Genomic DNA, 18,588 nt, shown 5'->3' with positions numbered 1-18,588 from the left:
GCTTTCAACCGCCCGCACGCAGTAGGCACATCCGGCATGCGAACATACCCCATCCGTTATGATGGGTGCCGGTGACCGGCAAACCGCAGGCCTTGGGTAAAAGGTTTTCCGATCTGCCGTTATGCGCAGCATGGCCCTGATCTACAACACCCTCCGTAACAACCTGCTCGCGCTCTTTGCATGGCTCGGGATGATTGCGCTTGGGGTTCTGGTCTGGAACCTCGGCACAGCCGTGTCCGAACATTTCCGGATACAGGCCGAACTCGGGCGCGGTGCCGAAACCGATGCCTTGATCCAGCTGTCCTACGATCTGCGGCGCGAGGATATGGCCCTGTTTCAGGCCCTGTCCGGAGAGCCGCCGCTGATTTCGCCACAAGACGGCGCGCGCAGCACGGACGCCGCGTTGGACCGCACGGCCGCTTTGCTGGTCGGCCACGATCAGGGCGGTCATGCCGCCTCGGCCAGCCTGCTGTCCGACCTGCGCGCCGGTCTTGATGCGCGGCGTGCCGCGGCATCGGCGGCGCTGCGGGCGGATGAGGGTGCGCGTCAGGCAGCCTTGCACGATTGGCGCCGGTATCTGGACGCCGCCTATCCCGATCTTGAAGGCATCAGCCATGACCTGATTGCCGAGTCCGGCGAACCTGCGGCAAGGATCGCGCAACTGACGACGCTGCGCTACTATGCGCTCTTCGCCTTCCGCGCGCTGATCGCGAACCGTTTCGCAATCGAAGATGCCGTCCGCGCCGGGCAGGCAGACGCCATCCACCTCGTCATGCTCTCCGATTCCTCGGCCCAGCTGCGTGGCGCGGCCAATCTGGCCGAGGACCAGTTCCTTTCGGATCGGGCTCCGGCCTTCGGCAGCATCGCGTCGGCCACAGATTTTCTTGTGGCAGATTACCTTCCGGCCGAAATGCGCGTGCTCGAGGATATGCTGACCGGCACTCCGCGGGACGCTTCGCTTGCGGCATGGCGTCGGTCTTCGCACGACGCCGTGACACATCTGACCAATGCCGAAGCCGCCCTTGCAGCCGAAGCGGGGTCGCGGTTGCGTCTTGCCGAAAAGCAGGATCATGCCGCGATCATGCTCTGGGGGACGGCGGTCGCGCTGGCGCTGGCACTGCTGCTTTCGGCGGTCAGGTTCACGCTGCACCGCATCGTCTCGCCGCTGGAACAGGTTCACAGCCGGATGCTGCGCCTTGCCAACGACGACCTGACCTTCGAACCTGTTCCGCCCACACGTCTTGCCGAAATACAGGTCATGTATGACGCGCTGGCCGTGTTCCGGGAAAACGCCCTGCGCCGCGAAAAGATGCAAGCCGAACTTGCGCGCCTGAACGACCGTGTGGTTGCCGCCAACCACAGCATGACCGCCGAACTCGAGGCGGCGGCCCGTGTGCAGGCGGCACAGCTTCCGCCGTCATGCGATCTGCCCGGAGCGCAGTTTCACGCATTTTACCGTCCGTCCCGCATGATTGCGGGCGACACCTACGATTATGTGTCGCTGCCCGACGGGCGCACGCGGCTGTTCCAGATCGACGTCTCTGGCCACGGTGCCGCTGCCGCGCTTGTCTCGGTCATGTCGCACATCGCGGTAAAGACCGCCCTGCAGCAGGCCGCGCCGTCCGAAAGCCTTGCCGACATCATCAGCCGCATCAACCGTGAATGGAGCGAGGAGCTGCCCTATTTCACCATGCTTCTCGTCGAGATCGACCCGCGCGCCGGAACCGCCCGCGTTGTGCAGGCCGGCCATCCGCCGCTTTTGCGCCTTCCCTTGGTTGGTGGCGTCGAAACCGTGGGTGACGGGGGAATGCCCGTCGGGGCGCTGCCTTGGGCGGAATACGAGGAATTGACCTGCGCCTTCCACCCCGGCGACCGGCTGATCCTGACGACCGATGGCGTCACCGAAGCCGCCGATGCCGACGGGAACATGTTCGGCGATGACCGCTATCTCGGGCTATTGGCGCGACCGGTCCGACCGGATGTCAAATCGCTGTTCGCCAGTGTCGACTCGGCCCTTTGGGACTGGTGCGGCACCGAGGCTTTCGATGACGACGTCACCATCCTTATCCTTGAAGCGAAGGAACCCACCTATGCCCATTAATGCCCGCACCGAAGCCGGTGTGCTTGTGCTGACGCCCGAAGATGCGCGGCTTGATGCCACCAATGCCGCCAGCATCCGCGAGGCGCTGATCGGTCATATCGAAGCCGGTGCCAAGGCGCTGGTGCTCGATCTGTCCGGCGTGCGTTTTGTCGACAGTTCCGCCCTCGGGGCGCTTATCGCGGTTCTCAAGCGGATGGACCCGCTCGGCAAGCTGGCGATTGCGGGCGTGCAGCCTGCCGTCGCGCGGCTGTTCTCGATCACGCGGATGGACCGTGTTTTCGCCATGCATCCCGGAACGCCCGAGGCGGTTTCGGCCCTGTCGGCGGGCTGAGGCATGCATCACGAACACGCCATGCTTCGCGCCCTGACCGAGGTAAGCCCTGCCGCGCAGGCCGTCACCGCGCTGATGGTCGGATGGGACGAGGACGCCCGCGATGCGGTTGACCTGACCTTGGTCGAGGCCCTGACCAACATCGTCCGCCACGGCCCTCCGCACGAAACCCGCCCCATCCGGCTCGAGATCGACCTGACGGATGCGAGCATTTCGATCGACATCGTCGATTTCACCTCGCCCATGCCGCCCGACCTTCTGGAGCGTGCGGGCACCGCGACCTTCGAGTTCGATGCCGACGACGTTCAGGCCATTCCCGAAAGCGGGCGCGGTCTGGCGCTGATCATGGTCCTGATGGACGAGGTGACCTTGCACGAACAGGACGAGCTGTCGCGCCTTCGCCTGGTCCGCCGCCGCTAGGGGGCGGCTTCAAGCGGCGGGCGCGACGGCGTCAGGTCAAGATCGGTGCGAAGGATCGCCACCGAGGACAAAGCAAGAAGCAGGATCCACAGGATCTGCCCCCGTGCGGCGATCAGGCCGTTACGAAAGGACATTGCGATATTCCGTCATGACCGGAAGATCGAACTCCGGATCAGGTTTCCACATGGCGGCGTTGATGATCGGCCAGAGCGAAACGATGTTGTATCCCGACCAGAGCGTATTCGCGATCATCGCGCCAAGACCATAGCCTTCGGCCCCCGCGGCGTTGCGGCCCCAGCCCCAGGCCAGCGCAAAGAGTGTCAGGGCGACAAGCCCGATCTGCGGCAGGACAAGCCGGTAGAATGCCCCCTCGGCCCTGTCTTTGGGGGTGACCGGAAAGCGGATGCGTTCGCCGCGCAGCACGGCGACCAGCGCCTTCAGCTTGAGAGGGAACATCGCCACATACCAGCGTCTGGACGCCTGCGTGTTGGCCCCCCAAAATCCGATGGTCTGCGAAACCTCGTTCAAAAGCAGGAACGGAAGAAGGTGCAGGAAGTAGTCGGCGGTATAGGCGTCGATCGGCGCGGCTCCGGTCAGCATATAGGCGGGTGGGGCCAGCAGCAGGACCAGCGTCCACAGGGGCGAGAGATAGGGCACGAAGGTTGCCGCATACATCAGCTTTTGTCCGGCGCTCAGCCCGCTGCGGAAAAGCGGGTTGTCATGCACAAGGATGTCGAGCGATCCCCCCGCGTATTTGTAACGCTGGATCGTCCAGGCCAGAAGATCCTGCGGTGACAGCATCCGGCTGACCACCTTTGGGTGCATCACCGACCGCCAGCCGCGTTCGCGGTCCGAATGCAGCATGATCGACGTATAGATATCTTCCGACACATGCAGTTTGAACGGGGTGAAATCCACCTCTTGTGCCGTGATGTGGCGCAGGGCGCCTTCGGTTTCGGTATCTGCGCCACCTGCGCCGATGGCCGTAAGTTCGGCCTCTTGCGTTGCCATGTTCCGTTCGAGTTCGGCGACCCATGCGCGGATGGCGGCCTCCATCAAGGCCTCGCGCCGGTGGACCGAACCCGCCCCGCAGCAGAACGAGGCATAGGCCACGTTGCGCCGCATCTGGATGAAATCGTAGAAAATCTGCGGGTCATTGCCGAAAGGGTCGGCACCGAACCGCACGGGGCCGATCGTGGCTTCGACCGCGCGGCCGATCGCGCGGCCTGCTGCACCGAAGCGGCGGCCCAGCCAGGCGGGCAGCGGCACGCCGGGCGGAATGTCCCAGAACCATTGCGGTGTCTGCACCCACGCCACCTTGGGGTCGCGGAAATAGCCCAGCGTCTCGGTCAGAAAGTCGGGGAAGGGGCGGGTATCGGCATCGAAGATGACGATCATGTCGCCCGAGGTCTGCTCCATCGCGTTGCGCAGGTTGCCCGCCTTGTAGCCGACATTGTTCGCACGGGTGATATAGCCGACGCCTTCGGCCGCAGCCATCTGCGCCATCGCGGGGCGGCGTCCGTCATCAAGCACGTGGATGCGCAGATCGAGCGGATAGGGATAGAACATCGCGCGGGCATCGCGGATCCCGTCGCGCAGCATGTCGACGTCCTCGTCATAGGTCGCAAAGAACACATCGACACTCAGCGCGCGCGGCATCCCGTCAAGCCCGATATGCCCCGGAAAGGCGGGCAGGTCCGGACGTTCGGGCCGCCAGTCCGACCAGTTCGACAGGCCATGCAGGACCATTCCGCCAAAGGCTGCCGTCTCGGCGATGGCAAGCGGCAGGGAAACCCATGTCGCATCCCAGTTGATCGACACGGTCCACCGCCAGACAAGATACCACGCCCCCGTCAGAAGCGTCAGCGCAACAAGGGCTTGCCACAGGCGGCTTTGCACGGGGCCGAAGCTGTGCGGCTGCCAAGGCTCTTGCCGCTCGAACCGCGTCACCCGCGCCCGATTGCTTTGGTTCGATGTCATGAAACCCCCGTCAGCCCTCCGGCGTCAGGCAGGAGGCGACTCAACAACGGTCCAAATTTAAGAAATATTAATGCAGCCATGCAGTCGCGAGGCACGGCGCACCCGGCGTTTCGCACCGTCCATCGCGCCAATCACCCGCGTCTTTTGTGCCAAACTGTCGACAATCAATCCGTTCGCGGCGCTTATCAGATCATATTTGGCAACAATGTCATTCTTTTGCCCGATTTGACGGTCTTTGGTGAGGTGTCGGGTAACCGGCGTTTAACCAGTGTAGCCAGTGGCGGTTTGCGAGTATGGCGATTTACAAGTTCGTCGGGATTCCCGCGTCACAGATCATCGTAACCGGCGGCGGGCCGTTGGCCCAAGGCTCGACGGCGATGATCGCGTCGAACTTTTCGGTCACGACGCTCGGCCTCACATTCGAGATCACCGACGACGATCCGTTCTTCGGCGGCAGCAGCACCACACAGCTCGATACATCGCAGCAGACCGCCGTGGTCACCAGTGCCACGGGAACGGTCGTCGCCACGGGTCCGGCCCGCCTCGGTTTCGGCTACACGTTCAGCAACGGCGTTTCGACCGTCACGCTTTACGAAGTCTACGTGAACGGAACGGTCGTCGGCTATGCGTCTAGCACCGACCTCCAACCCGGCATCACCGCCACCGTCAGCATCAACAGCGACACGGGCCTTTCGACGGTAGGCTATGGCAATCTTGTCAACCAGACCTTCACCCAGTCGGCGGCCAACAACATGGTCGGCGGCAACGGGAACGACAGCATCCTGTCGGGTGATGGCGCAGATTTCATTCAGGTTTTCGAAGGCGGCGACACCATCAACGCCGGAAACGGCGCGGATAGCGTCTATGCGGGCGGAGGCGATGACCGCATCATCGTCGCGGTGAACGACGGGTCGGATTTCTACTACGGCGGAACACAGACGACCGCCGACATTCTCGACGCATCTGCCATCACGACCGGCATGACGGTCACGATGACCGGGGTCGGCTCTGGCAATCTGGTGCAAGGGGCGAATACCGACACCTTCTTCGAGGTCGAGCAAATCGCGCTTGGCATCGGCAACGATACTTTCAGCGGCAGTGTCGGCGCCGATTCCGTGGTGCTGGACGCAGGAAACGATTCAGCCTCGGGCGGTGCGGGGGCAGACTCGATTTACGGCGGGTCAGGGAACGACACGTTGCTTGGCGGCACGGAAAACGACCTGCTTTCCGGCGGCACGGGCGATGACCGTTTCGTCATCGGCGCCTCCGAGGGGGCAGATACGATCCTCGGCGACACTGGCGGCGAGGTGACGGGCGACATCCTCGATCTGTCGACCCTTGCCCCGAACATCGCCATCACGCTTGCGAGCGGCAGTTCCGGCACCTTTGTCAACGGCGGCCAGACCAGCAGTTTCAGCGGCATCGAGACGATCCTTTTCGGGGCCGGAAACGACACGGTGAACGCAGGCGCTCTCACCTCGGGCATCACGCTTGATACCGGGGCGGCCAATGACAGCATTTTCGGTTCGGCGTGGAACGACTCGCTGATCGGCGCGGCGGGAAACGACACCATCGCCGCGAATGGCGGAGACGATACGGTCCGCGGCGGAATCGGGAACGACAGCCTCGACGGCGGCACGGGCAACGACCTGCTCGACTATTCCGACTCGACGACAGCCGTTTCGGTCAACCTTGCAACCGGGGCGACATCGGGCGGGGCGCTGGGCGACACGATTGCAGGCTTTGAAAACCTGCTTGGGACATCGTTCAACGATACGCTGACCGGCTCGACGGCCGCGAACATCCTCTGGGCGGGTGACGCGAACGACTCGCTCTCGGCTGGGGCGGGGAATGACACGCTTTACGGGGGGCTTGGCAACGACACCCTTCGGGGCGAGGACGGGGCCGACCTGCTATTCGGCGAGGCCGGAAACGACACCCTCTTCGGCGGGCTCGGCAATGACCGGCTTTATGGCGGGACGGGTCCCGACTCTCTGTCCGGTGACGATGGCGACGATACCTTCTTCATCGAAACGGGTTTCGGCACGGATGTGATCCTTGGCGGCGAGACAGCCGAAACGACCGGCGACGTTCTCGATGCCTCGGCGCTGGGCGTCAACGTCAACATCAACATGAGCGCCGCCGAAACCGGCGCGCTGAACGACAATTTCACCACCGTCACGTTTTCGCAGATCGAACGGATCGTGCTGGGTGTAGGCAACGACTCGGTTTTCGGAAGCGCGGGCAACGACTGGGTCGATTCCGGTGGCGGAAACGATACGGTCTTTTCCAATGACGGGAACGACTACGTCGATGCCGGAGCGGGTGATGACCGTGTCACCGGAAGTTTCGGCAACGACACGGCCTTTGGCGGTGACGGCAACGACACGCTGGCCGGCAACGAGGACAGCGACCTTGTCTATGGCGGAACGGGCAGCGACTCGCTGGACGGCGGCGACGGCAACGACACGCTCGAAGGCGGTGCTGGAAACGACTCTTTCATCGGGGGGGCGGGCAACGATTCACTCCTCGGCCAGGACGGTGACGACAGCATCACGGCAAGCACCGGCAACGATACGCTGGACGGCGGCTTGGGGAACGACCGCTTCTCGGGCGGTTTCGGCAATGACATCGTCTTGGGCGGCACCGGCGACGATATTCTGGCCGGCAACGAGGACGACGATCTTCTCGACGCCGCAGACGGCAATGACTCGCTCGATGGCGGCACGGGCAACGACACGCTTCTTGGCGGGATCGGAAACGATACGCTCGGCTCGGGCGCGGGCGATGACAGTATCGACGGCGGCGACGGTGCCGACCGCGCGCTCGGAAGCCTTGGGAACGATACGCTCTACGGCGGAGACGGAAGCGATACCCTTGCCGGAAACGAGGATAACGATCTTGTCTACGGCGGGATCGGCAACGACTCTCTCGACGGTGGCGCGGGCGAAGACCTGCTCGACGGCGCTGCGGGTGACGATTCCTTCACCGGCGGAGCTGGCAACGACAGCATTCTGGGCGGTGACGGCGCAGATTCGGTCCGCGCCGATGCGGGCAACGACACCGTTCTGGGTGGCATTGGCAACGATACGGTCTTTGGCAGCGACGGCAGCGATCTTGTCTACGGCGACGACGGCGATGATCTCATCAACACCCGCCCGACGGTGGGCCTGCCTGACATCGGCTACCCCGGCACATTCGTCGGCGACGCGAACCCCTTTGACGACCGCGACACGGTCTTTGGCGGCGCCGGCAGCGACTCGGTCCTGACCGGCGATGACGCCGACCTTGTCTACGGAGGCATCGGGGCCGATACGCTCGACGCCGGATTCGATGCCGATACTGTCCTTGGCGAACTGGGCAACGACAGCATAGCGGGCAACGAGGGGTCGGACAGCATCGACGGCGGCGACGGTGACGACACCATTTTTGGCGGCACCTTCCCGACCGAAGTCGATACGACCGTCATCACCGACGCGACCGATCTCGCCCCCGCCAATGAACGCGATACGATCTATGGCGGCGCGGGCAATGACTCGGTCCTTGGCGCGGACGATGCCGATCTGCTTTACGGCGGCACGGGAAGCGACAGCCTCGATGGCGGCATCGACGATGACACGCTGCTGGGCGATGATGGCAACGACCTGATCTCCGGCGGACAGGGCAACGATCTTCTGACCGGCGGCGCGGGCGACGATACGCTTTCGGGCGGTGCCGGACAGAACGTCTTTTTCCTGACGGCGAATGGCGGTTCCGACCAGATCCTCGATTTCCAGCGCACGCCTGTTTCGGGCGGGGTGGCGGCCAGCGACCAGATCGACGTTTCGGCCTTGCGCGATTTGCAGGGCAACCCGGTCGACTGGGCCGACATTGTCGTGACGGACGATGGCGCGGGCAATGCCGTGCTGACCTTTCCGATGGGCGAAAGGCTGGTGCTTCAGGGGGTTGCGCCATCGCAAGTCAGGGGCAAGCACAACCTCGCGCGGATCGGTGTGCCTTGTTTCACCTCGGGCAGCCTGATCCTGACGGATCGCGGCGAGCGCCCTGTCGAAGACCTGCGCGCGGGCGATCTGGTCATGACACTCGATCACGGTCTACAGCCGATCCTCTGGGCGGGCCGTCGCCATCTGGACCGCGCCGCGCTGGATCGGGAACCCCTGCTGCGCCCCGTCGTCATCCGTGACGGTGCGATGGGCAACCGTGGCGATGTCATGGTGTCGCCCAACCATGCGATCCTTGCCCGGCTTGACGGGGCCGAGGTGTTCGTTCGCGCAGGCCATCTTGCCGCAATCGGAGACAAGCGGTTCCGACTTGCGCGGGGCAAGAAGCAGGTGACCTATCACCACATCCTCTTGGGGTGCCATTCCATCGTCTTTGCCAACGGCATGGCGACAGAAACGCTTTACCCCGGTCCGGTCGCGCTTGCCGCACTGGGCGAAGCCGCCGTCGCCGATCTGGCTGCGCGCTTTCCGGCGCTGGCACCTTGCCTGACGGGTCAGGCCCCGGCGGCCGATGTTTACGGGCCGACGGCGCGCCCGGTGGCGCGACGGCGCGATCTGCTCGACGCGCGCGCGCCTGTCGTGCCGGTCGTCAGCCGCGCCGCGCAGCGCCCGCTTTTGCGCATCGCAAGCTAGACTGTTCCTGTCGCCGCCGCCCAACCGGTCATCGCCGTTTGAAAGGCGATCCGCCGCGATTGCGCCACGCGCTCCGTCTCGCCTCCTGTCAGCGTCAGGGTCTGGATACCCTTGCTGTCATCCTCGACCCCTTCGATGGCGGAAAAGGCCACCCATGTTGAGCGGTTCACCTGAATGCCAAGGCGGAAATCCAGTTGGGCCAGCGCATCCGAAAGCCGCCCGCGGGTAAGGATGCGCCGCCGCGTGGTGACGACGCGCAGATAGTGGTCCTCGGCGCGGATATAGACCAGCTCGGCAGGAAAGATGTCCTCTGCACCGATGCGGACGGCGGTGTCATTCGCGGCCGGATGTTCGACGCCCGGTTCAGGCAGGCTTGTCGCGGGACCGGTTTCGATGCCTGCCGCCATGACGGTTGCGGAAAGGGGTTCGTTGCCCTCGGGCTTGCCGGAAGGATGGGGCAGGAACACCGGATGCATCGGCGCAACGAAACTGCCGAACAGGATATCCATCACGATGATGACGATCATATCCCGCACCAGCCCGTCGATCCAGGCGGCCTCGAGCAGTGATTGCCAGTGTGGAAACCCGTTCAGGACCAGACGCGTCGCCGATGCGGCAAAGACGAAAAGCGTCAGGGTGACCAAGGGTGTATAGATCACCCGCACCAGACCGCGCCGCCACAGGAACCGCAGGACGGCAAGCACCGCAGCAAACCAGAGCAGGGCGATGCCACCGATCAGGGTCCAAAGGACGATGGTCGCGAACCCGGTCTCGCGCGCGGCCTCGGTGGCGCTGTTCGCGTCGAGAAGCCCGTAGATCAGAAGACAGCACAGGAAGAATTTCAGGAAAACGGGGTTCAAAAGGAACTCGCTGACCGGTGCGGGCGCGATCCAATAGCGCTTTCCGTCAGCAAACCTTATTTCCGCCAAGGGAACAGTTCCCCGAGAGACACTCATCCACTCGCTCCAGTCACGACACTCGTACCTACGTAACGTCTACTAAGACCGTGACGAGTTTCATTTCAAGCGACGTCGGATGTGAAAAACGCCAGTTTCATACATTCTGCCGTATATCGGCCGTGCGCGCGGCGGTTTTTACGTCTTTGCGCCTGTCGCCAAGTGAAACTGGCGTCATGCGCGGTCGGGGCGCGCGGGTCTGCCGAACTATGGAAACAATCAAATGCCGTGTTTCCGGCGTGAAGTGGCATTCGTGACTCGGATACAGCCAAAAGTATTACGCAAAGGTGAACTTACGTATTAATTTTAGTCGAATTGATCCTTTTGCGACATCCGATAGGACCGGGGCCGCATCGCTTTGCTACGGTGACCGCTAGGCGTGGATTCGGATTCGATCCCGTCGCGACGGCCCGCGTCGGTACGCGTGTTTCATGTGGGGGCAGGAAACACGGGGTGTCGGCAGGGTGCGTCGGGGCGATCCCGTCGGTGTGTTTTCGTTTTACCAGTCGCAAGGGTTCACTGCCATGATACTCCATAGACCGGAACGCCCCCTTGTCCCGCCGCAGGGCCGGACATCGATCAGGGTCGTCCTCGCCAGCGCCGCCGCCCGCACGGGCCGCGTGACACGTAGGCAGAGTTCCCACCTCAGCTGATCTCCTTCGCGAAGCGGCCTCCGGTGCAGCGCCGTTTGCTTCCCCATTTCCTCCGCGACCCCGACGGGGCCGGATAGTCGAGAGTTTACGAGTATGGCCACCTATTACATCATTGCCGCTGGTGCACCCGTCGGAACCATCGATCCCGGCAACGTCAACGGCTATCCGCAGGTCAACGCAGGTGTCATCACCGCGCAGCCCGGCGACGTCTTCTTCGTCGACGGCGGTGTGAACGCGAACAGTACCATCCAGCTCGCGAACGGACAGACCGGTTCGGTGACCGTGAACCTGAACCAGAACGTCACCGGCGTTCCGCAGACGAACGGGCTTATCACGACCTTCAACCCCGGTATCGACGCCACGGTGAACATCGGCGCGGGTGTCGATGCCGATGCGATGCAGTTCAACGCTGCCGGTGCCAAGAACATCACCGTCGACGCAGGCAGCGGCTCGACCGTGGGCCAGATCGTCGGCTCGCCGGGGACCGATACGATCACCGCAGGAAATGGCGTTACCTTCAACGGTATCGTCATGGGCGACAGCACCGTCGGCAAGGTGACTGTCGGAAGCGACGTGACCTTCAACACCCAGGTCACGATGAACGGCTTCGATTCCAAGATGGATCTTGTGGCCGGCGACCGTGCCACCTTCAATTGCGACGTCGTGCTGCCGGGCAACAACGTCGACAAGACCGTGACCCTTGGTCAGGACGCGCGGATCAACGGCACCGTCAACATGATCGGCAACGGCACGCCGGGCGACCAGAACTCGATGGCCTTCACGGCAGGTGACAATCTGGTCATCACCGGCACGGTCGCGATGGAGTCGAACTATTCGAACAACAGCTTCATCGTGGGCAACAACGCCTCGATCGGGTTCAACGTCGATCTGCATTCGAACTACAGCAACAACACCGTCATCATCGGGGCCAATTCCGATGTCGGCGCGAACATCTTCCTGAATTCGAACTTCAGCGACAACGACCTCAAGATCGGCGACAATACGATCATCGGTGCCAAGGGTGTCGGCACGATCGCGATGAACTCGAACAACGCCGAGAACTGCCTTGCGATCGGCAACTTCGTTACCGTCAAGGGCGACGTGAACCTTGGCAGCAACGTAACCGACCAGCTCGTCCGCATCGGCAACAACCTCACCGTCACGAACAGCGTGGTGTTCGGCGGCACCGATGCCAAGAACGGCGTCGTCATCGGTGACAATCTCTCGGTCGGCGGAAACATCTCGGGAAGCAACAACCCGACCGCGGGCCGCAACGAATACATCCAGATCGGCGACGGCTGGTATGTCGTCGGGCAGATCACGATGGCGGGGGGCAACGACAACCTCGTCCTCGGCGCGCCTGCCACGAACGAAACAAGCCAGGTCGTTTCCTCCGACGGCTTCGGCGGCAACGGGGCCAGCATCAAGGCCCCTCCCGGACAGGAAGCGGCCTTTTCCACCGCTGCCCTTGCGGCGGGCTGGAAGCAGAACACCAACGGCTCGTGGAGCCCGACGGCCACGAACCAGCAATTCTATTTCAACAACTTCAGCTACCAGTTTCTGTGGTTCGACAAGGCGGTCGATCCGAACGCCACGCCCGACTTCACCACCTGCACGATTTTCGCCGTTCCGAACGGTATCGTCGACGGGACCGACGGCGATGACATCATGCCGCCGGGCTTCACCGACAAGGACGGCGACAAGATCGACGGCCTGGCGAACCTGAACGACACCATTCTTGCGGCGGGCGGCAATGACAGCGTCGGGGCAGGCGCAGGCGACGACAGCGTGGACGGCGGCACCGGCAACGACACGGTCGACGGCGGCGCGGGGGCGGACACGCTCGACGGTGGCACGGGGAACGACAGCCTTGCAGGCGGCGACGGAAATGACTCGCTGCTTGGCGGCGACGGCACCGATACGCTGGCTGGCGATACCGGAGCCGACACGCTGGACGGCGGCGCGGGGAATGACAGCCTCGACGGCGGGGCCGACAATGACAGCCTGAAGGGCGATGTCGGCAATGACACGCTGCTTGGCGGGACGGGCGATGATACGCTCGACGGCGGTGCCGATGCCGACAGCCTTGCAGGCGGTGACGGCAACGACTCGCTGCTTGGCGGCGATGGCAGCGACACGCTCGACGGTGGCTTGGGCAACGATACGCTCGACGGCGGCACGGGGAGCGACAGCCTTGCAGGCGGGGCCGGTCCGGATTCCCTGAGCGGCGGCGACGGCACCGATACGCTGGCTGGCGATACCGGAGCCGACACGCTGGACGGTGGCGCGGGGAATGACAGCCTCGACGGCGGGGCCGACAATGACAGCCTGAAGGGCGATGTCGGCAATGACACGCTGCTTGGCGGGACGGGCGATGATACGCTTGACGGCGGTGCCGATGCCGACAGCCTTGCAGGCGGTGACGGCAACGACTCGCTGCTTGGCGGCGATGGCAGCGACACGCTCGACGGTGGCTTGGGCAACGACACGCTCGACGGCGGCACGGGGAACGACAGCCTTGCAGGCGGGGCGGGGTCCGACTCTCTGGGCGGTGGCGAAGGCAATGATACGCTTGACGGCGGTGACGGCGATGACAGCCTGTTTGTCGGTGCCGGAGATACCGCGAACGGCGGCTCGGGTGACGATATCTTCAAGGTCAGCCCGACCCTGTCGGGCAGCGCCCCCATCACCATTGTCGGTGGCGAAACTATCGAAGACCTGACCGACCCGACGAACGGCGGGACCGGCGATACGCTCGACCTGCGGGGCTTGCAGAATGTGGTTCTTACGCCGACCGGTCCTGAATCCGGAACGGTGACCTATACCAATGCGGCGGGCCAGACCGTCACGATCACCTATTCCGAGATCGAGAAGATCCTGATCGACTCGAACAACGTCGTCGACGGAACGGCGGGTGGCGACAACATGACCCCGACAAGCGGGCCGGGCGGCACGCCGTTCACCGACCCGCAGGGTGACCAGATCGACGGGGCCGAGCCCAATGACAACGTCGACGCCGGTGCCGGAAACGACACGGTCGATGCAGGGTTGGGCAACGATACGGTTGCAGGCGGCACGGGCAATGACAGCCTCGACGGCAATGTCGGCAACGACAGCCTTGCCGGAGGCGATGGCAATGACACGGTCGCGGGCGGTGTCGGCGACGATACCCTTGCAGGCGAGGCTGGGAACGACAGCCTTGGTGGCGGCGATGGCAACGACAGCCTCGCTGGCGGTGACGGCACGGATACGCTGGACGGCGGGGCTGGAAACGACACGCTCGACGGTGGGGCTGCCGAAGACAGCCTGACGGGCGGGGCCGGGAATGACAGCTTGGCCGGTGGCGCTGGTGCCGACACCCTTGCAGGCGGCCCCGGAGCTGACACGCTTGCGGGCGGCGCGGGTGACGACGATATCGCGATCGGTGGAGCGGATTCGGCCACCGGCGGCACGGGTGACGATGTCTTTACCCTCGATCCGACGGATACGGATGCCAACGTCAACGCAACCGTCGACGGGGGCACCGATGGCACGCAGGGCGCGGCGGACGATGCCGCGAATGGCGACGCGGGCGATGTGCTTGACCTGTCAGGCGGCACGACCGCGCAGACGGTCGTTTTCGGTGCAAACCCGAAGACCGGCACCGTCAACGGGCTGGATGCCGATGCCGCGACCGATATCGCGTTCTCGGAAATCGAAAAGGTTCTGACGGGGACGGGTGCCGATACGGTCGATGCCTCGGCCGCGACAGGTCCGGTCGTCGTCGACGGCGGCGCTGGCAATGACTCGGTCACGGGTGGCGCAGGCAATGATACGGTCGCCGGAGGTGCGGGCAACGATACCGTCGACGGCGGCGCAGGGGCGGATTCCCTGTCGGGCGGCGACGGCAACGACAGCCTTGCCGGTGGCGCAGGCAATGACACGCTTGACGGCGGCTTGGGCAACGACACGCTGGACGGCGGTGCCGGCAATGACAGCCTTGCAGGCGGAGCGGGCGCTGACAGCCTTGCAGGCGGTGATGGCAACGACACGCTGGCGGGCGGCGACGGCAACGATACGCTTGCCGGAGGTCCGGGTGACGACAGCCTCGATGGCGGCGCCGACAATGACAGCCTGACAGGCGACGCGGGCAACGACACCCTTGCCGGAGGCACGGGCGACGACACGCTCGACGGTGGCGCGAACGACGACAGCCTTGGCGGCGGTCTGGGCAATGACTCGCTGATCGGCGGCGATGGCAAGGACACGCTGGCCGGTGACGAAGGCAACGACACGCTCGATGGCGGAACCGGCGACGACAGCCTTGTCGGCGGTGTCGGCAACGACAGCCTTGTCGGCGGCACGGGCAATGACACGCTGTCCGGCGGCGAAGGTTCGGACACTCTGGCCGGTGGCGAAGGCAACGACTCGCTTTCGGGCGGTGCGGGCGACGATTCCTTCGTCGTCGGCGCGGGCGATACGGCGAATGGCGGCGATGGCGACGATGTCTTTACCATCGACCCGACGCTTGCCGGATCGACCCCGATCACGGTCACGGGTGGCGAGGCCAGCGAAGATCTGACCGACCCGACCAACAACCCCGGTGGCCGTATCGGCGACGTGCTTGACCTGCGCGGGTTGACGGATGTTGTGGTGACCTACACCAACCCCAACCCGCTGACCGGCACCTCGGAAAGCGGCACGGCAACCTATCGCAACGCTGCAGGTCAACTCGTCACGATCAACTTCTCGGAAATCGAGAACGTGTTGCTCAGCGCCAATGGCACGGTCGACGGAACCGGCGGCGGCGACAACATGACCCCGACAAGCGGTCCGGGCGGCACGCCGTTCACCGACCCGCAGGGCGACCAAATCGACGGGGCCGACGGCCCGAACGACACTATCGCCGCGGGCGCGGGCAATGACACCGTCGATGCCGGTCAGGGCAACGACACCGTCGCGGGCGGCGAAGGCAACGACAGCCTTGCCGGAAACGTCGGTGATGACAGCCTCGACGGTGGCGCCGGGGCCGATACCCTCGACGGTGGCGTGGGCAATGATGCGCTGCTTGGCGGTGCCGGAAACGACTCGGCATCTGGCGGCGACGGGGCCGATACCCTTGCCGGAAACGACGGGGCCGATACCCTTGCGGGCGGCCTTGGCAACGACAGCCTCGACGGGGGCGCCGACGCCGACAGCCTGAGCGGCGGCGACGGCAATGACAGTATTGCCTCTGGTGACGGTGCCGATACGGCGCTGGGCGGCGCGGGCGACGATACTGTGACCGGTGGTGCAGGCAACGACAGCCTCTCGGGCGACCTTGGCAACGACACGCTGGACGGTGGCGCGAATGACGACACCCTTTCGGGTGGCGACGGCAACGACTCGCTCCTTGGCGGAACCGGAAATGACACGGTTTCGGGTGATGTCGGCAACGACACGCTCGACGGCGGCGATGGCAACGACAGCCTGTCCGGAGGCGACGGCTCTGACCTGCTGGCAGGCGGTGTCGGCAACGATACCCTTTCCGGCGGCGCAGGCGACGACGATATCGTGGCCAGCGCGGGCGACACCGCAAATGGCGGTGACGGAGATGACGAATTCCGCATCGATCCCGATCTTGCCGGAACCGCGCCCATCACCATCATCGGCGGCGAGTCGGCCGAGGATCTGACGGATCCGACGAACGGCGGCTCGGGCGATGTGCTCGACCTGCGCGGCCTTGCGAATGTCGTCCTGACACCGACAGGCCCCGAGGCAGGCACGGCGACCTATACGAACAAGGCCGGACAGACCGTCACGATCACCTATTCCCAGATCGAGCAGGTCCTTGTCGACAGCAACGGGGTCATCGACGGCACCGCTTCGGGGGATAACATCACCCCGACCAGCGGCCCCGGCGGCACGCCCTATACCGATCCGCAGGGCGACCAGATCGACGGTGCCCAACCCGATGACAGCGTGTCGGCCGGTTCCGGAAACGACACGGTCGATGCCGGACTGGGTAATGACACGGTGTCGGGCGGCACGGGCGACGACAGCCTCGACGGCAATGTCGGCAACGACAGCCTCGCAGGTGATGACGGCAATGACACGGCCTCGGGTGGCTTGGGCGACGACACGCTGTCGGGTGGTCTTGGCAACGACAGCCTCGACGGCGGGGCGGGCAACGACAGCCTGACCGGTGGCGACGGGCGCGATACCCTTGCCGGCGGGGCGGGAAATGACACGCTCGATGGTGGCGCGGCCGAAGACAGTCTTTCGGGCGGTGACGGCAACGACAGCCTGAACGGTGGCGACGGTGCCGATACGCTTTCGGGTGGTCCGGGTGCCGACACGCTTTCGGGCGGGGCCGGAGATGATGACATCGCCTTTGGCGGCGCGGATTCTGCCTCTGGTGGCACGGGCGACGATGTGTTCACCGTCGACAGCACCGATACCGGCGCCGACATTGCCGCCACCGTCAACGGCGGCACCGACGGCACGCAGGGCGCGGCCGACGATGCCGCAAACGGTGACGCGGGCGATCAGCTTGACCTCTCGGCAGGTTCGGCGGCGCAGACCGTCATCTATGGAACCAACCCCAAGAACGGCACGGTCAACGGCCTCGATGCCGATGCGGGCGTGGATGTCACCTTCTCGGAAATCGAAAAGGTTCTGACCGGATCCGGCAGCGACAGCCTGAACGGCAGCGCGGCAACCGGACCCATCAATGCCGACAGCGGGGCGGGCAACGATACCCTGGTCGGTGGCGCAGGCAATGACAGCCTTGCCGCGGGAACGGGCAACGACTCGGTCGCCTCGGGTCTGGGCGACGACACGGTCGCCGCAGGCGCGGGTGACGATACCGTCGATGGCGGTGCCGGTAACGACAGCGTCGCGGCAGGTGCGGGCAATGACTCGGTCTTTGCCGGCAACGGGAACGATGTGGTCGACGGAGCTGAAGGCGACGACAAGCTCGTCGGCAGCTTCGGAGATGACACCCTCTCCGGCGGCGACGGCAACGACACGCTCAGTGGCAACGAGGACAATGACAGCCTCGATGGCGGTCTTGGCACCGACAGTCTCGACGGCGGCACCGGCAATGACACGCTCGCCGGTGGTGCCGGAAACGACACCCTCGCCGGGGGTGACGGAAACGACTCTGTTGCGGGTGGCGGTGACGACGACAGCATCACCGGCAGCGCGGGCAACGACACGCTGGATGGTGGCGCGGGGAGTGATACCCTTTCGGGCGGCCTGAACAACGACAGCGTTTCGGGCGGTGACGGCAACGACACTCTGGCCGGCAACGAAAACAACGACACACTCGATGGCGGCCTGGGCAATGACAGCCTCGACGGCGGCAGCGAGGATGACCGCCTGCTTGGCAATGACGGCAACGACACGCTCGCCGGTGGCACCGGAAACGACCAGCTATACGGCGGGATCGGTTCTGACAGTGTTGATGGGGGCAGCGGGAATGATGTTGTTGACGGTGGGGACGGGGCTGACACGCTGAAGGGGGGTGTCGGGAACGACACGCTGCTGGGCG

The 18,588-nt window shown here is 64.6% G+C and carries 8 protein-coding genes; 5 read left to right on the top strand and 3 right to left on the bottom strand.

Translation table 11 applies throughout. From position 1 onward, the window contains the following. The first annotated feature begins 130 nt into the window (after positions 1-130). From H7F16_RS18830 to H7F16_RS18820, 3 genes are read left to right on the top strand one after another with little or no spacing between them, the layout of a single operon-like run. Positions 131-2,101: a PP2C family protein-serine/threonine phosphatase gene (locus H7F16_RS18830; protein WP_185799195.1), complete on the top strand. Its 1,971-nt coding sequence runs from the start codon at positions 131-133 to the stop codon at positions 2,099-2,101. Then, positions 2,091-2,432 carry an STAS domain-containing protein gene (locus H7F16_RS18825; RefSeq protein WP_185799194.1) on the top strand — a complete coding sequence of 114 codons (342 nt, stop codon included), beginning with the start codon at positions 2,091-2,093 and terminating at the stop codon, positions 2,430-2,432. The genes H7F16_RS18830 and H7F16_RS18825 overlap by 11 nt, the downstream gene beginning before the upstream one ends. Before the next feature lie 3 nt (positions 2,433-2,435). Beyond that, entirely contained in the window at positions 2,436-2,852 is a 417-nt protein-coding gene (locus tag H7F16_RS18820; RefSeq protein ID WP_185799193.1) for an ATP-binding protein, read from the top strand. Here H7F16_RS18820 and H7F16_RS18815 read toward each other — a convergent pair. Both H7F16_RS18815 and H7F16_RS18810 read right to left on the bottom strand, forming a co-directional pair. Next, on the bottom strand, positions 2,849-2,986 hold the full coding sequence (locus H7F16_RS18815) for a hypothetical protein (RefSeq protein ID WP_185799192.1): 138 nt from the start codon (positions 2,984-2,986) through the stop codon (positions 2,849-2,851). The two genes, H7F16_RS18820 and H7F16_RS18815, sit on opposite strands and share 4 nt — an antisense overlap. Continuing rightward, positions 2,973-4,832 carry a glycosyltransferase family 2 protein gene (locus H7F16_RS18810; RefSeq protein WP_185799191.1) on the bottom strand — a complete coding sequence of 620 codons (1,860 nt, stop codon included), beginning with the start codon at positions 4,830-4,832 and terminating at the stop codon, positions 2,973-2,975. Before H7F16_RS18810 ends, H7F16_RS18815 begins: the two co-directional genes overlap by 14 nt. 293 nt (positions 4,833-5,125) lie before the next feature. Between H7F16_RS18810 and H7F16_RS18805 the strand changes: the two genes are divergently transcribed. Further along, a complete protein-coding gene (locus tag H7F16_RS18805; RefSeq protein WP_185799190.1) occupies positions 5,126-9,466 on the top strand; it encodes a Hint domain-containing protein in 4,341 nt (1,446 codons plus the stop codon). On the opposite strand, the gene H7F16_RS18800 is transcribed toward H7F16_RS18805, so the two are convergent. Beyond that, entirely contained in the window at positions 9,463-10,326 is an 864-nt protein-coding gene (locus tag H7F16_RS18800) for a LytTR family DNA-binding domain-containing protein (protein WP_185799189.1), read from the bottom strand. The genes H7F16_RS18805 and H7F16_RS18800 overlap by 4 nt on opposite strands. Positions 10,327-11,168: 842 nt before the next feature. Here H7F16_RS18800 and H7F16_RS18795 point away from each other — a divergent pair. Beyond that, a partial coding sequence (locus H7F16_RS18795) for a hypothetical protein (protein WP_206682622.1) occupies positions 11,169-18,588 on the top strand: 7,420 nt, incomplete at its 3' end.

This window comes from Paragemmobacter straminiformis (assembly GCF_014243445.1).
Taxonomy (GTDB): Bacteria; Pseudomonadota; Alphaproteobacteria; order Rhodobacterales; family Rhodobacteraceae; genus Paragemmobacter; species Paragemmobacter straminiformis.
The sequence above is the reverse complement of the archived record's forward strand: the minus strand, read 5'-3'. Positions and strand labels throughout refer to the sequence as shown.

Excerpts from the sequence above, each read along its gene's own strand:
- H7F16_RS18820 (WP_185799193.1), top strand. The coding sequence starts at position 2,436 with ATGCATCACGAACACGCCATGCTTCGCGCCCTGACCGAGGTAAGCCCT.
- H7F16_RS18810 (WP_185799191.1), bottom strand. The coding sequence starts at position 4,832 with ATGACATCGAACCAAAGCAATCGGGCGCGGGTGACGCGGTTCGAGCGG.
- H7F16_RS18805 (WP_185799190.1), top strand. The coding sequence starts at position 5,126 with ATGGCGATTTACAAGTTCGTCGGGATTCCCGCGTCACAGATCATCGTA.
- H7F16_RS18830 (WP_185799195.1), top strand. The coding sequence starts at position 131 with ATGGCCCTGATCTACAACACCCTCCGTAACAACCTGCTCGCGCTCTTT.
- H7F16_RS18825 (WP_185799194.1), top strand. The coding sequence starts at position 2,091 with ATGCCCATTAATGCCCGCACCGAAGCCGGTGTGCTTGTGCTGACGCCC.
- H7F16_RS18815 (WP_185799192.1), bottom strand. The coding sequence starts at position 2,986 with ATGTCCTTTCGTAACGGCCTGATCGCCGCACGGGGGCAGATCCTGTGG.